This is a genomic window from Nonomuraea solani, assembly GCF_900108335.1.
Lineage (GTDB): Bacteria > Actinomycetota > Actinomycetes > Streptosporangiales > Streptosporangiaceae > Nonomuraea > Nonomuraea solani.
The window spans coordinates 683,345-696,973 of the sequence record NZ_FNVT01000002.1; the positions used below are offsets into that span (position 1 = coordinate 683,345).

Here is a 13,629-nt window from a genome sequence, read left to right on the forward strand (position 1 = left end):
GGTTCTCCGGCCGTTCTACGGTCAGGTCCAAGGTCGGTTGGGAGGTCTGGTGACCGTCAGTACTCATGCGCGGCGTACGCGCGTCCATGTCACGGGCGCGGCCAGTACGGCGGTCCGCCCCGTCCTGGAGGCCCAGCGCCGCCCGGCCCGGGTGCTGGCCGCGTTCCCGGAGGGGGTGTACCTGGAGGTCAGGACCGACCTGGAGCCTTCGGTGATCGCCGTCATCACGGGCGAGGCCACCCGGCTGCCGAACTCCGTGCTGCTGGCCGGCCCGCTCCCCCACGTCACGGTGGGTGACGACGCCTCGGTCGGTGACCGGGTGATCGACCTGGGGCCGCTGAGTGTGAGCGTGCGCCGATGGTGGGATCCGGCCCCGCCGCTGGGTGGGTTCGATCCGGCCCGGCTCGCGGACGTGACGGACCCGCTGATCGGCTCGCCGCCGCCGGGGCTGGCCGGCAACGGCGCCGTGGACCTGCTGGCGAGCAGTTGCGCGAAGGGCTGGCTGCTGGGGGCGGTGACGGCGGCCGAGCAGCTCGTGGGGCTGGGTCCCGGGCTGACGCCGAGCGGCGACGACGTGCTGGCGGGGCTGCTGGTGACGCTGCGGCACCTGGGCGCGGCGGCGGGGGCCGAGCGTGCGGTCTGGCTGGCCGACTGGCTGGCGGCGACCGTCACGTTCGACGCCCGTACGCGGACGACGCCCATCTCGGCCACGCTCCTGCACTGCGCGGCCAGGGGCGAGGCGAGCCCGGAGGTGACCGCGGTGCTGCGCGGCCTGGCCGGCCGGCAGGCGCTCGAACCGGCGCTGCGCCGCCTGTACCGCCTCGGTCACACCTCGGGCGCCGACCTCGCCCAGGGCATCGCCATCGGGGTGACCGCCGTGGCCGCGCTGAGCGGGCCGCGGTGAACGGCCTTCCCCAGGCGGTGCTCGTACGGAGGGGGGCCTACCACGACTCGGTCACCCTCATGCGCGTCAGCCGGGCCCTGTCCGACCTGCCAGGCGTGGCGGCGGCCATGGTCGCCATGGCGACGGAGCTGAACGTCTCGATCCTGCTGGAGCTGGGCTTCAGCGTCCCGGAGACCGACCCGGGCGACCTCCTGATCGCCGTGCGCGCCACCGATACGGAGGCCACCATCGAGGCCGCCATAGAGGAGGCCGACCGGCAGCTCACCGCCGCCCGGCCGCAGGACGACGCGCCCACTGACCAGCCCCCGCTGACCACGCGCTCGGCGGCGCTCAGGGGCAGGGCCGATCTCGTCCTGGTCTCGACGCCGGGCGAGTACGCCTTCTTCGAGGCCCTGGACGCCATCGAGGCCGGCCTGCCCGTCATGATCTTCAGCGACGGCGTCTCCCTGGAGCGGGAGCGGCACCTGAAGGAACGGGCCGAGGCCAAGGGCATCCTGGTCATGGGCCCCGACTGCGGCACCGCCGTGATCGGCGGCGTCGGCCTGGGCTTCGCGAACGTCCTGACGCCGGGCCCCGTCGGCGTGGTGGCCGCGTCGGGCACGGGCGCGCAGCAGGTGACGTCCCTGCTCGACTGGGCGGGCGTCGGGGTCAGCCACGTGCTCGGCGTGGGCGGCAGGGACCTGTCGGCCGAGGTGGGCGGCCTGTCGGCGCGGCGCGCCCTGCGGCTGCTCGACGACGACCCGGCCACGGAGCTGATCGTGCTCGTCTCCAAGCCGCCGGCCCCGGAGGTGGCGCGGGCGCTCGAAGCGGAGCCGCTGCGCACGCCCGTCGTGCGGGCGCTGCTCGGCGCGGGCGCGCCCGACCTCACCGAGGCCACCGAGCGGGTCCTGCGCACCCTCGGCAGGCCGGTCCCTGAGTGGCCGTCCTGGCCGGGCGGGCGGCACGGAAGGGCCGCGTCCGGAAAGGTCAAGACCATCAAGGGCCTGTACGCCGGAGGCACGCTGTGCCTGGAGGCCGCCGCCGTGGCCGGCACGGGCGACTTCGCGGACTACGGGGACGACGCCTACACCAGGGGCCGGGCGCACCCGATGATCGACCCGACGCTGCGTGTGGAGGCGCTCGGCCGCGCCCAGGAGACGGACGTGGTGCTCATGGACGTGGTCCTGGGCCACGGCGCCGACCCCGATCCGGCCGCCTCGCTGGTGCACGCCGTCGCCCGTACCCCGGCCACGGTCGTGATCGCCCTGATCGGCACGGCGGGCGACCCGCAGGACCTTCACCGCCAGGCCACCGCCTTCCGCGAGGCGGGCGCGGCCGTGTTCGCCTCCAACGCCCAGGCCGCCCGCCACGCCAGGAGCCTCCTGTGAACCTGCTCGCCACCTCGCCCCGCGTGATCACGGTCGGGGCGGGGCTGCTCGACGAGTCGCTCAGGGCGCAGGCCGTACCGACGACGCCGGTGGCCTGGCGCCCGCCCCTGCCGGGCACCGAGCGGGCCCTGGCCACGGTGCTGGCCGGCCCGCGCCGGCGGGAGGCCAACGAGCGGGCGGTGAGCCGGCTGACGTCCGCGCGCCCGTACCTGGTGGGGGTGCGCAGGGCGTCCGAGGTGCTGGAGGAGGGGACGTTCCTGCACGCGGGCCCGCCCATCACATGGGAGCGGGCCTCGGGCCCGATGCGCGGCGCGCTGATGGGCGCGATGCTGCTGGAGGGCCTGGCCGGCGACGAACGCGACGCGCGCGAGAAGCTGGCGGCGGGCACGGTCGCGCTGGAGCCCTGTCACGGGCGCGCCACCGTGGGCCCGATGGCGGGCGTGGTGAGCCCGTCGATGTGGCTGTTCGAGGTACGCGACGAGGAGCACGGCGGCACCGCCTACTGCTCGCTGAACGAGGGCCTGGGCAAGGTCCTGCGCTACGGCGCGTACGGGCCCGAGGTGCTCGACCGGCTGCGCTGGATGGACCGCGTGCTCGGCCCGTCCCTGGCGGCGACGCTGGAGCGTACGGGCCCGATCGACCTGCGCGCGCTGATGGCCCAGGCCCTGCAGATGGGCGACGAGCTGCACAACCGCAACCGCGCCGCCACCTCGCTCCTGCTGCGCGAGCTGGCCCCCGCCGTGGTCGAGGCCGCCCCGGGCGCGGCGGCGGAGGTGCTGCGCTTCATCAACGGCAACGACCACTTCTTCCTGAACGCCGGGATGGCCGCGGCCAAGGTGAGCACAGACGCGGCCCGCGACGTGCCCGGCTCGTCCCTGGTGGTCGCCATGGCGCGGAACGGCACCGACTTCGGCGTCCAGGTGTCGGGCCTCGGCGGGCGCTGGTTCACCGGCCCGGCGGGCGTGCCCGACGGCCTCTACCTCGGCGCGTACGGGCCCGATGACGCGAACCCCGACATCGGCGACTCCACGATCACCGAGACGTCGGGCCTGGGCGGGTTCGCGATGGCGGCCTCGCCGGCCATCGTGCGGTTCGTGGGCGGCGACGTGGCCGACGCGGTCAGGGCGACGCGCTCCATGTACGAGATCACGCTCGCCGAGCACCCGGTGTACCAGATTCCTGGGCTCGGTTTCCGGGGCACGCCGGTCGGCATCGACGTGACGCTCGTGGCCAGGACCGGCCTGCTGCCCGTGGTGAACACCGGCATAGCGGGCCGCGTCGCAGGTACAGGACAAGTAGGAGCCGGCCTGGTCAAGCCTCCTGCCGAAGCGTTCATCTCCGCATTGATCGCTTTGGCGGACGAAGTAAGTGATCCATTTGAATAGCGAAATATCCGTATGTCAAGCCCCTTGTAAGACAGTGTCAGCTTTCCTTGCGGACTAACCGCCGATATCGTGACGAACCTCAGGCCAACGGAAATCTGCAAGTAGCGTGATAGACGCACGTGACGGATGAGGCGAGATGGGGGCGGGAACATGGCAGCCGACCGCTTGCTCAGCGGATCCGGCCCAGAGGGAGACGCCGCGGGGGGCGCCTCGCAGAGCCAGGGGCGCCTGATCGGCCGGCGTTACCGGTTGATGTCGCCCGTCGGCAGAGGCGGCATGGGCATGGTGTGGCACGCGCATGACGTGCTGCTCGACCGCGACGTGGCGGTCAAGGAGCTGATCCTGCCCTATGGGCTCGACCGCGCGGGCATGCAGGTGGCGCACCGGCGGATGCTGCGCGAGGCCAGGTCGGCCGCGCGGCTGACCCATCCCGGCATCGTGACCGTCCACGACGTGGTCGAGGAGGACGGCCGGCCCTGGATCGTGATGGAGCTGGTCCGGGCGTGGTCGCTGGAGCAAGCCGTACGCCAGAGCGGCCCGCTGCCGGTGGTCCAGGCCGCCGAGATCGGCATCCGGGTGCTCGACGCGCTCAGGCACGCGCACGCGGCCGGGATCCTGCACCGCGACATCAAGCCGGGCAACGTGCTGCTGACCTCGGACCGGGTGGTGCTGACCGACTTCGGCATCGCCGCCATAGAGGGCGACGTCACGATCACGCAGACCGGGCTCCTCATGGGGTCGCCGGCGTACATCCCGCCGGAGCGCCTGTCCGGGCAGCCGATCACGCAGGCCGCCGACCTGTGGTCGTTCGGCGCCACCCTGTACGCCGCCGTCGAGGGCCGCCCGCCCTACGAGGGGCCCGACCCCGTCGCGGTGCTCGGCTCGGTGCTCACCCAGGCCCCCATCACGCCACAGCGGGCCGGCTCGCTGATGCCGGTGATCGAGGGCCTGCTGCGCAAGAACCCGGCCGAGCGGCTGACCGCGCAGCAGGTCACCGAGATGCTGGAGGCGGTGCTGCGCGCGCACGGCTCCGCCCGGCCGCGCCCGCCCGAGACGCTGCCCAGCCAGGCCGACCCCACGCCGGCCGGGCTGCTGCCGCCGCTGGACACGCCGTCGGGGCCGATGCCGTCGCGGATCGTGGAGACGCCCTCGGGGCCGGTACGCGTGCCGTACGACCCGCTGAACAGCCCGTCCGGCGGCTACTCGATGCCCTACGACGGCATGACGAGCCCGTCGGGCAGCCACCGCACCGACGCGCTGCCGCCGTTGCCACGCGCCTACGACTCGATGGCCGGCTCCTACGACTCCCTGGCCGGTTCGTCGGGCCCGTACGACTCGCTGTCGAGCCCGTCGGGCCCCCAGTCCAGGCAGCCGTTCGGCGCGCCGCCCGGTCTGGGCCCGAACCGGATCAGCCCGGACGCGGACGACGACCTGGACGGCTCCTCGGGCCCCCGGCCGCAGCCGATCCTGCCGCTGACCACGGACAGCCGCACCTCGTCGGCCGCCACCCCCTGGCCCCTGGCCTCGCCCGACGACCTGCGCGAGCAGTCGCGCGACCTGTCGCACGACATCGGCCGCAGCCGCCTGGCCACGCTGCCCAGCGCCGGGCCCGGCGGCCCCCGCACGGGCAAGAGCCGGCGGCGGCCGGAGGAGGACGACTTCGGCGGCGACGGGCCGCCCAGGATGCTCCTGATCCTCGGCGGGGTGGCGGCGGTGGCCGTCGTCGTGGGCGCCGTGCTGATCATCATGACGAGCGGCTCCGGCGAGGCGCCGCCGGTCACGGCGGCCTCCACCGTCCAGAGCGCCACGACGGAGAGCGGCTCGGCGCCCTCGGCCGCCCCCGACGGCTACAAGGCCCACACCCCGGCCGGGTTCTCGGCCGCCGTACCGGAGACCTGGAGGCTGGCGGCCTCCGGCGGCGTGGCCACGTTCAGCGGGCCGAAGGACTCCGGCATGCGGATCGTGGTGGAGCGGGCGACCCCGCAGGCCGACGGCGGGCTGTCCGAGCTGGGCCGGCAGGAGGCCGACGGCGGGCTGGAGAGCTACATCCAGGTGCAACTGCAGGCCGTGGAGGGCTACCGCGACTGGCAGGCCGCCGACTGGGAGTACACCTACACGACCCCCAACGGCGTCCCCATGCACGCCCTGACCCGGTACGTCTCCATCGGCGACACCGCCGCCTTCAAGATCACGTTCGACCTGCCCGAGCTCAAGTGGGACGACCAGGCCGACACCCGCAAGGTGTTCCTCGACACGTTCCGGCAGTCCACCTGAGCGCCGAATTGCACCGATCAGTCCAAAACGGGTAGCGTACGAGTCATGGCGCGACCGAGGAAGTTCGAGGAGACCCGTGCGGTCGAGGCGGCCATGCGCGCGTTCTGGGCGGCCGGCTACGAGGCCACCTCGACGCAGGACCTGTGCGCGGCCACCGGGCTCGGGCGCAGCAGCATCTACAACACCTTCGCGAGCAAGCACGACCTGTACGAGAAGGCGCTGCGGCACTACATGAACGACCGCAACGCCCGCCTCGCCGAGCTGATGGCGCGCGACCTGCCGGCCAGGGAGAAGATCAGGACCGTGCTGTGGTGGGCGGTCGAGCCGGACCCCGCCGAGCCGCCCGGCTGCCTGGTGGTCAACTCGCTGGTCGAGCTGGCCCCGCGCGACCGGGCGGTGGCCGAGCTGCTGCGGCAGGACACCGCGAGGCGCGTCGAGCTGGTCAGGTCGGCGCTCGAAACCGGCCGCGCCCGCGGCGAGATCGACCCGGGCAAGGACCCGCTCGCCCTGGCGCGCTTCGTCGCGGCCACGGTCAGCGGCCTGCGCGTCGCCACCCGTGGCGGGGCTGACCGGGCGGAGCTCGAGTCGATCGCGAACACCGCGCTGGGCGTGCTCTGACTTTTTCGTGCCCTTGTTTTGTACTGATCAATCTAAAATGAAGGGGGTCGCCATGCCGTTGGCGGTCTACATCCTCGGACTGTCGATCTTCGCTCAGGGCACCTCGGAGCTGATGCTGGCCGGGTTCCTGCCCGAGATGGCCACCGACCTGGGGGTGTCGGTGCCGGAGGCGGGGCTGCTGATCTCGGCGTTCGCGATCGGGATGCTGGTGGGCGCGCCGGTGCTGGCCGCGCTCACGCTGCGCCTGCCCCGGCGTACGGTGCTGCTGGCGTTCATGGCGATCTTCGCCCTGTCGCACGTCGCGGGCGCGCTGACGTCGAGCTACGGCATGTTGTTCGCCACCCGCGTGGTGGGCGCCTTCGTCTACGCCGGTTTCTGGGCCGTGGCGGCCGGCACCGCGATCGGCCTGGTGCCGGCCAACGCCCGCGCCAAGGCGATGAGCGTGCTGGCCGGCGGGCTGACGGTGGCCACCATCATCGGGCTGTCGCTGGGCACGGTCATCGGGCAGCACCTCGGCTGGCGGGCGGCGTTCTGGGCGGTCGCGGGGCTGTCGGCGCTGGCGGGCGTCGGCGTGCTCCTGACCATCCCCGGTGGGCGACCCGAGGCGGGGGCGGTGCCGCGCGTGTCCGCCGAACTGCGCGCGATGGTCAACCCTCGGCTCTGGCTCGCGTACGGCACCACCGCCCTCACCACCGGCGCCCTGCTGTCCAGCTTCAGCTACCTGAGCGCGCTGCTCGTCGGCACCACGGGCCTGGACTCCGCCTGGGTGCCCGCCGTGCTCGCCCTGTACGGGGCCGGCGCCCTCATCGGGATCACCATCGGCGGCCGGATCGCCGACGCGCGGCCGTTCACCGTCCTGTTCACCGGCGTGACCGGCCTCATCCTGACCTCGGCGGCCCTGGCCGCGTCCGCGCCGGTCGCGCTCCTGACGGTGCCGCTGGTCTTCCTGCTGGGCGCGTTCGGCTTCGGCACCAACCCCGCGCTCAACGCCCGCCCCTTCGCCCTGGCCAGGAACGCCCCCACGCTGGCCGCCGCCTTGAACGTCTCCTCGTTCAACGTGGGCATCACGGCCGGTCCCTGGCTGGGCGGGCTGGCCATCGCCGGGGGCCTCGGTTACCCGTCCGTCGCCTGGATCGGCGCCGCGATCGGCGTGGCCGCCCTCGGTGCCGTGGCGCTGTCCGCGGGCCTGGCCCGGACGAGCGTCGCGCACCAGGAAAGGGCCGAGGTGGGTGAGATACGGTCGGCCGTATGAAGCTGGGGAGCATCCACTTTTATCCCGTGAAGTCAACCGCCGGGCACGAGGTCGCGGCGGCCGAGGTGGAGCCGTGGGGGCTGGCCGGTGACCGGCGCTACCTCGTCGTCGGTGAGCGCGGCACGCTCCTCACCGCCCGCGACGAGCCGCGCCTGCTGGCCTGCGTCGCCCGGCTGGACGGCGACGAGCTCACGCTGACCGGCCCGCACGCCCCTCCGCTGCGGGTGGTGCCGGGCACCGTGCGCTCCGAGGTCAGCGTGTGGCGTACCCCGGTGGAGCTCACCGACTGCGGGGACGCGGCGGCCGAGTGGCTGTCCGGGCTGGTGGGGCAGCGGGCGAGGCTCAAGTGGCTGGACGATCCGGCCCGGCGTCCCGTCGACCCCGCGTACGGGCGGGCCGGCGACCGGGTCAGCCTGGCCGACGGCTACCCGCTGCTGCTCACCACGACCGCCTCGCTCGCCCGGCTCAACGACTGGATCGTCGAGACCGCGCTCGAACGGGGTGAGGAGCCGCCCAAGCCGCTGCCCATGCACCGGTTCCGGCCGAACGTGGTGATCGACGGAGCGGGCACGCCGTTCGCGGAGGACGAGTGGAAGCGCCTGCGCGTCGGCGAGGTGGAGTTCCGGGTGACGAAGGGCTGCGACCGCTGCGTGCTGACCACGATCGACACCGCCACCTACCAGAAGGGCAAGGAGCCCATCAGGACGCTCGCCAGGCACCGCAGGCGCGACGGCAAGGTCTGGTTCGGAATCAACCTGATCCCGGACGGACGCGGCCGGATCGTCCAAGGGGATCCCGTCACCATTCTCTAGCTTTCCCGATAAAGAGGGTTCACTGTCCTCTTTAGGGCGATGTTAGGGGTTATGCGAGACTTCACGGGTGACGAGTGCCCCCACACAGCCCACCATCTCTTCCTCTGACCGGATTCGGAACGTCCAGCGCCGCACTCTGGCGGTTCTGTCCGCCGCGCAGATCGTGGGCGGGGTGGGAGTGGCCGTCGGGCTGGCGCTGAGCTCGGTGGTGGTCGCCGACCTGTCGGGCTCCACCGTCATCAGCGGCTTCGCGGGCACGGCCACCGTGCTCGGCGCGGCGCTGCTGGCCCTGCCGACGGCCAAGGCGTCGGGCAGCGGCGGCCGCCGCCTGGGCCTGTCGCTGGCGTACGTCGCGGCGCTGGCGGGCTGCGCGATCTCGGTGCTCGCCATCAGCCTGCGTACGTGGCCGCTGCTGCTGGCCGGCCTGGTCCTGGTGGGCGGCGGCAGCGCGGGCACCCTGGCGGCCCGCTACTCGGCGACCGACCTGGCGCCCAAGGGCCGCGCGGCCCGGCACCTGTCGCTGGTCGTCTGGGCCTCCACGATCGGCTCCGTGGCCGGGCCCAACCTGGCCAAGCCCGCCGACCAGATCGGCATGCGGTTCGGGCTGGTGGAGAACGCGGGGCCGTTCGCGTTCGCGGCGCTGGCGTTCGCCCTGGCGTTGGTCGTCATCGTCGGCTTCCTGCGGCCGGACCCGCTCCTGCTGGCCCGCGACCTCGACGGCACGCGCGAGGCCGGCCCCGGGCGCGGCCGGACGATCAGGACCGCCTGGGAGACCCTGCGCGCGAACCCGATGGCCCGGCGGGCCCTCGTCATGATCGCGGTCAGCCATACGGCGATGGTGTCCGTCATGTCCATGACCCCGGTCAAACTCCACCACGACGGCGCGAACCTGGACGTCATCGGCCTGGTGATCAGCCTGCACATCGCCGGGATGTACGTACTGTCGCCGGTCGTGGGCTGGCTGGCCGACAAGGCGGGCAAGGTGCCCGTGCTGGTGCTCGGCACGGCCCTGCTCCTGGCCGCCGCCGCGCTGGCCGGCACCGCCGGGCACCGGGTGGGGCAGGTGACGGCGGCGCTGGTGCTGCTCGGACTGGGCTGGTCGTGCGGCCTGGTGGCCGGCTCGGCGCTGGTCACGGAGTCGGTGCCGGTGGAGCGGCGCCCGGCCGTCCAGGGGCTGTCGGACCTGCTGATGAACATCTGCGGCGCCACCGGCACGATCGTGGCCGGCGCGATCGTGGGCCTGCTCGGCTACGGCGTGCTGGGCCTGGTCGTGGGCGTGATGGTCGCCCTCGCGGGCCTGTGGCTCACCGCGGTCCGGCGCCGCGGCCCGGTGGCGTCAACGTAGAACCGGCCGTCATTTGGCGTCGGCGTAGGAGTCAACCGCGACTGCCTCCATCGGGAACCGCACGGGCGTGCTGCCGAACAGCAGCCTGCTCGCCTCGGCCGCGGCCTCCGACACCGCCGCGATGACCTCCTCCGCCTGCCCGATCGGGCAGTGCACCATCACCTCGTCGTGCTGGAAGAACACCATCCTGGCCGGCTCGGGCAGCAGCCCGCGCAGCACCGCCAGCAGCGCCAGAGCCCATTCGGCCGCCGTGCCCTGCACCACGAAGTTCCGGGTGAAGCGCCCCCGGTCCCTGGCCGCCCGCGTGCCCTCGGGCCCCGACACCAGCTCCTTCCACCGGGCCGACGGGGGCGGGCTGGTGCGCCCCAGCCAGGAGCGTACGAGATGCCCGTCCTCCCCCGCCTTGGCCGCGTCTTCGACGAACTGGTAGGCCTTGGGGAAGCGCTGCCGCATCACGGCCAGCAGTTTGGAGGCGTCGCCGCTGGTGCCGCCGTACATGGCGGACAGCATCGCGATCTTGGCGTTGTCGCGCTCGCCGCCGAACGACTGCGCCAGCGCCGAGTACAGGTCGATCTGCCCCGCCGCCCTGGCCAGCCCTCCGTCGCCGGCCATCGCGGCCAGCACCCGCGGCTCCAGTTGCGCGGCGTCGGCCACCACCAGCACCCAGCCGTCGTCGGCCACCACGACCCGCCGCATCACCTTGGGGATCTGCAGCGCGCCGCCCCCGTTGGTGGCCCATCGCCCGGACACGACCCCGCCCACCACGTATTCGGGCCGGAAACGACCGCCGCGCACCCACTGGTCGGCCCACACCCACCCGTGGAAGCTGAACAGCCGCGCCAGCTCCTTGTAGGCCAGCAGCGGCGCCACGGCCGGATGGTCGATCTGCTTCAGCTCCCACGACCTGGTCGTCTTCAGCGCCACCCCCGCGGCCTTGAACGCCTTGACCAGTTGCTGCACGGAGTCGGGGTTGACCTGGTGCCCGAACGCCGCCGTCACCTCGTCGGCCAGGGCCTGGAGCTTGGCCGGCCGCATGCCGTGCACGGGACGCGGGCCGAGCAGGTCGGTCAGCAGCGCGTCGTGCACGTCTCTGCGCCACGGCATGCCGTCATAGGACATCTCGGCCGCGACGAGCGCCCCGGCCGACTCGGCGGCCACCAGCAGCCGGAACCTGCCGGGCTCGGGCAGCGCCGCGATCCGGCCGAGCTGATCGGCCAGCACCTCCGCCATCGCCTCGGCGCCGAGCGGCTCGGGCGCGAACAGCGTGCCGGGCGCGCTGGGCTGCTCCTCCGGCACCGGCAGCCCGTGCAGCCTGGCGTGCGCGGCCCTGGCCGTGCGGGGCTCGCCGTAGCGGCCCTCGTGGGCGAGCAGCAGCCCCTCGGTCAGCGCGAGGTCATGGCAGCGCGCGACCCGCACGCCCCGCTCCAGCAGCGGCGGGTAGGCCTCCCGCGCGTCGGCCCACACCCACCGGGGCCGCTCGGCCGCCTCCAGCTCACCGACGGCCCCCGCCAGATCGGCGGGACGGCGCGCCGCGCCCCCGACCGGCTGCACCGTCTCCCCCGCGACCACGACATACACGTGGTCAAGGGTGCCAAACGCCTCCGACAGAAATCTCCTCAGGCCAGGCTTATCCGCACCTCGTCCTCCATCGGCGGGTCGATCTCCTGCGCCAGGCAGCCGGTCGCGGCGAAGCACCGCACGGTCAGCTCGTCGGGAGTGACCGAGATGTGCAGGAACTGCTTGAAGAACGGCGGCGCGTCCCAGTCGGACAGCTCGGACAGGAACCGGTGGAACATCCTGTCCACCGGCAGCCGGAACGGCCACGGCCAGGCCCCCAGCAGCCGGGCCGCCCAGCGCATCCGCCGGGTGATCTTCACCGGCCCCTCGGGGGTCCTGACCGGCTCGTTCTTGATGTGCTCGGACATGATGCACGACGCCTCGGACGGCGTCAGGTAGATCCACCTCATCCGCAGCCGCTTGGCGTAGAGCTGGCTGTAGAAGGACAGCGAGTCGCCGCGCAGCGGATAGCACTTGAAGGCGTCCTCGTGCACCTCCGCCACGTCCACCCGCTGGATGGTGTGCGTGGCGTGCATGAACGCCCCGGCGCCGCCGGACACGATGTACTGGATCACCCGATCGCCCACCTTGACCGGATAACGCTGGTAGTTGTGCACGTCGCCGCCGATGGCCGCGACGTACCGGTGCGCCGGGTCGCGCACGATGTCGTCGATCGTCCCGCCGCCCTCCAGCGGCGACGGCTTGTACGCGTTGCCGGTGTAGATCGGCTTGCCGGTCACCAGGATCTTCGGCCGGGGGTCGAGCGAGACCCGGCGCAGCCAGTCGGCCTGGGCCTTGTCGATGACGTTCCTGATGCCGGTGTCCACGCCCACGACCAGCAGGCTGTCGCTCTCGATCATCCAGTACGGCCCCGGCTGCGTCGCCTGCTGCGTGTCCTTGCCCCTGAGAGCGCGCGCCTCGGCCAGCCGCACCTCGTCGATCGTCTCCGGCTTACGCCAGAGCAGGCCGCGCAGCCCCCGGTCCGGCCTGGGCTTGAGCGGCTCGGCGTCGCAGAAGACGCGCATGAAGCCGCCGAGCCCGTCGTACCAGTCGTGGTTGCCGGGGATCGCGTAGATCGGGGCGTCGTAGTCCTGGTACGGGCGGAAGAACTTGTCGCAGTACTCGTTGCCCGATCCGGTCGGGTAGATCACGTCGCTGGCGATGACGGCGAAGGACGTGTCCTCGCCCAGTTTCAGCATGGCCGGAACAACGGCGTACTGAGAGGCGTCGCCCTCTCCGGTATCACCAAGCAGAAGGAAACTAAAATTTCCCCCTAAGGACTGTTCGATACGCAATTGCGGGTCAATCCCGCGCGCTTCCTGCGCTTCCATCCAGCGCGCCCGCACCTCACCCGACGGATCACCGAACAACCCGGCCAGGATCTCGTTGCGAGAGAGCCAGAGCGTCCGTAAATTCAACCAGGTGAATGTGCGCTTATTGGGCCTGAGCTGTACGAACGCACCAGGTTGCGCACAAGCCCACCCCGCCCCCTCCTCCGACACCCGAGAGGAAAGCTGCTTTCCGCGCTCAGCCGCGACTTCCACCATGACCACATCTTTACCGCGATCTCCCATTTGTGCATCCCGAACGCTCCGTACTGCTCGGAACACAGAAGGTTCACCATGGTGTAACCTCACCCCCCAAGCAAGCGGTTGGGATCGCCGAAGAGAGGCTCCCATGACCCGAAACGGCCCGGACGACGCGACCCGGCGAGGTGCCTCCGACGTGGAGGCCATCGAGGGCCTGCTGGCGTTCGCCCAGACCCGGCCCCGGTGGGGCGGGGGCGCGGCGCTCAGCAGCGCGAGCGAGGCGATCGCCCGGAGCCGGGTCCTGGCCAAGAACTCTCCGGGGGAGCACACGGCCTTACTGGCCCGGTGCCTGCGCACGACCGCCAAGCTCCTGCTCGTACGGGGCCGCGCCACGGAGGCCCTGCCCCTGGCGCAGGAGGCGGTGGCGCTCACCCGCTCGATCGGCGACGGCCCGCTGGTGGTCTCCCTGGCCTGCCTCGCCGCCGCCCTCGAAGCCCTCCACCGCTACAGCGAAGCCGCCGCCACCCTGGCCGAAGCCGAACGCCTCCCCCCACCCGGCTGACCTCCCTCCCCCAGCCGTCGCCCC

Annotated in this window: 11 protein-coding genes; 9 read left to right on the forward strand and 2 right to left on the reverse strand. The window is 72.8% G+C overall.

The features are described 5' to 3' along the window. Window positions 1-49: 49 nt before the first annotated feature. From C4V41_RS08795 to C4V41_RS08830, 8 genes are all read left to right on the forward strand, one after another. A complete protein-coding gene (locus C4V41_RS08795; RefSeq protein WP_235029989.1) occupies window positions 50-904 on the forward strand; it encodes a DUF2877 domain-containing protein in 855 nt (284 codons plus the stop codon). Beyond that, complete coding sequence (locus C4V41_RS08800; protein WP_200823845.1) at window positions 901-2,271, forward strand: FdrA family protein; 1,371 nt, start codon at window positions 901-903, stop codon at window positions 2,269-2,271. Before C4V41_RS08795 ends, C4V41_RS08800 begins: the two co-directional genes overlap by 4 nt. After that, window positions 2,268-3,656, forward strand: coding sequence for a YlbE family protein (locus C4V41_RS08805; protein ID WP_103955247.1), 1,389 nt, complete (start codon window positions 2,268-2,270; stop codon window positions 3,654-3,656). The genes C4V41_RS08800 and C4V41_RS08805 overlap by 4 nt, the downstream gene beginning before the upstream one ends. Window positions 3,657-3,806: 150 nt before the next feature. After that, a complete protein-coding gene (locus tag C4V41_RS08810; RefSeq protein WP_160150222.1) occupies window positions 3,807-5,930 on the forward strand; it encodes a serine/threonine-protein kinase in 2,124 nt (707 codons plus the stop codon). Window positions 5,931-5,975: 45 nt separating this feature from the next. After that, complete coding sequence (locus tag C4V41_RS08815; protein WP_103955249.1) at window positions 5,976-6,548, forward strand: TetR/AcrR family transcriptional regulator; 573 nt, start codon at window positions 5,976-5,978, stop codon at window positions 6,546-6,548. A 52-nt stretch (window positions 6,549-6,600) separates the two neighbouring features. Next, window positions 6,601-7,800 carry a Cmx/CmrA family chloramphenicol efflux MFS transporter gene (locus C4V41_RS08820; RefSeq protein ID WP_103955250.1) on the forward strand — a complete coding sequence of 400 codons (1,200 nt, stop codon included), beginning with the start codon at window positions 6,601-6,603 and terminating at the stop codon, window positions 7,798-7,800. Continuing rightward, window positions 7,797-8,612 (forward strand): MOSC domain-containing protein, encoded by an 816-nt coding sequence (locus C4V41_RS08825; protein WP_103955251.1) that lies wholly within the window; start codon window positions 7,797-7,799, stop codon window positions 8,610-8,612. Before C4V41_RS08820 ends, C4V41_RS08825 begins: the two co-directional genes overlap by 4 nt. 172 nt (window positions 8,613-8,784) lie before the next feature. Further along, window positions 8,785-9,957, forward strand: a complete 1,173-nt coding sequence (locus C4V41_RS08830) for an MFS transporter (protein ID WP_235029990.1) — start codon at window positions 8,785-8,787, stop codon at window positions 9,955-9,957. A 9-nt stretch (window positions 9,958-9,966) separates the two neighbouring features. On the opposite strand, the gene C4V41_RS08835 is transcribed toward C4V41_RS08830, so the two are convergent. After that, entirely contained in the window at window positions 9,967-11,535 is a 1,569-nt protein-coding gene (locus C4V41_RS08835; RefSeq protein ID WP_103955252.1) for a bifunctional 3'-5' exonuclease/DNA polymerase, read from the reverse strand. A 38-nt stretch (window positions 11,536-11,573) separates the two neighbouring features. Continuing rightward, window positions 11,574-12,845 carry a metallophosphoesterase family protein gene (locus tag C4V41_RS08840; protein WP_235030044.1) on the reverse strand — a complete coding sequence of 424 codons (1,272 nt, stop codon included), beginning with the start codon at window positions 12,843-12,845 and terminating at the stop codon, window positions 11,574-11,576. 346 nt (window positions 12,846-13,191) lie between these two features. On the opposite strand from C4V41_RS08840, the gene C4V41_RS08845 reads away from it, so the two are divergent. Next, window positions 13,192-13,605 carry a hypothetical protein gene (locus C4V41_RS08845; protein ID WP_103955254.1) on the forward strand — a complete coding sequence of 138 codons (414 nt, stop codon included), beginning with the start codon at window positions 13,192-13,194 and terminating at the stop codon, window positions 13,603-13,605. Window positions 13,606-13,629: the final 24 nt, after the last annotated feature.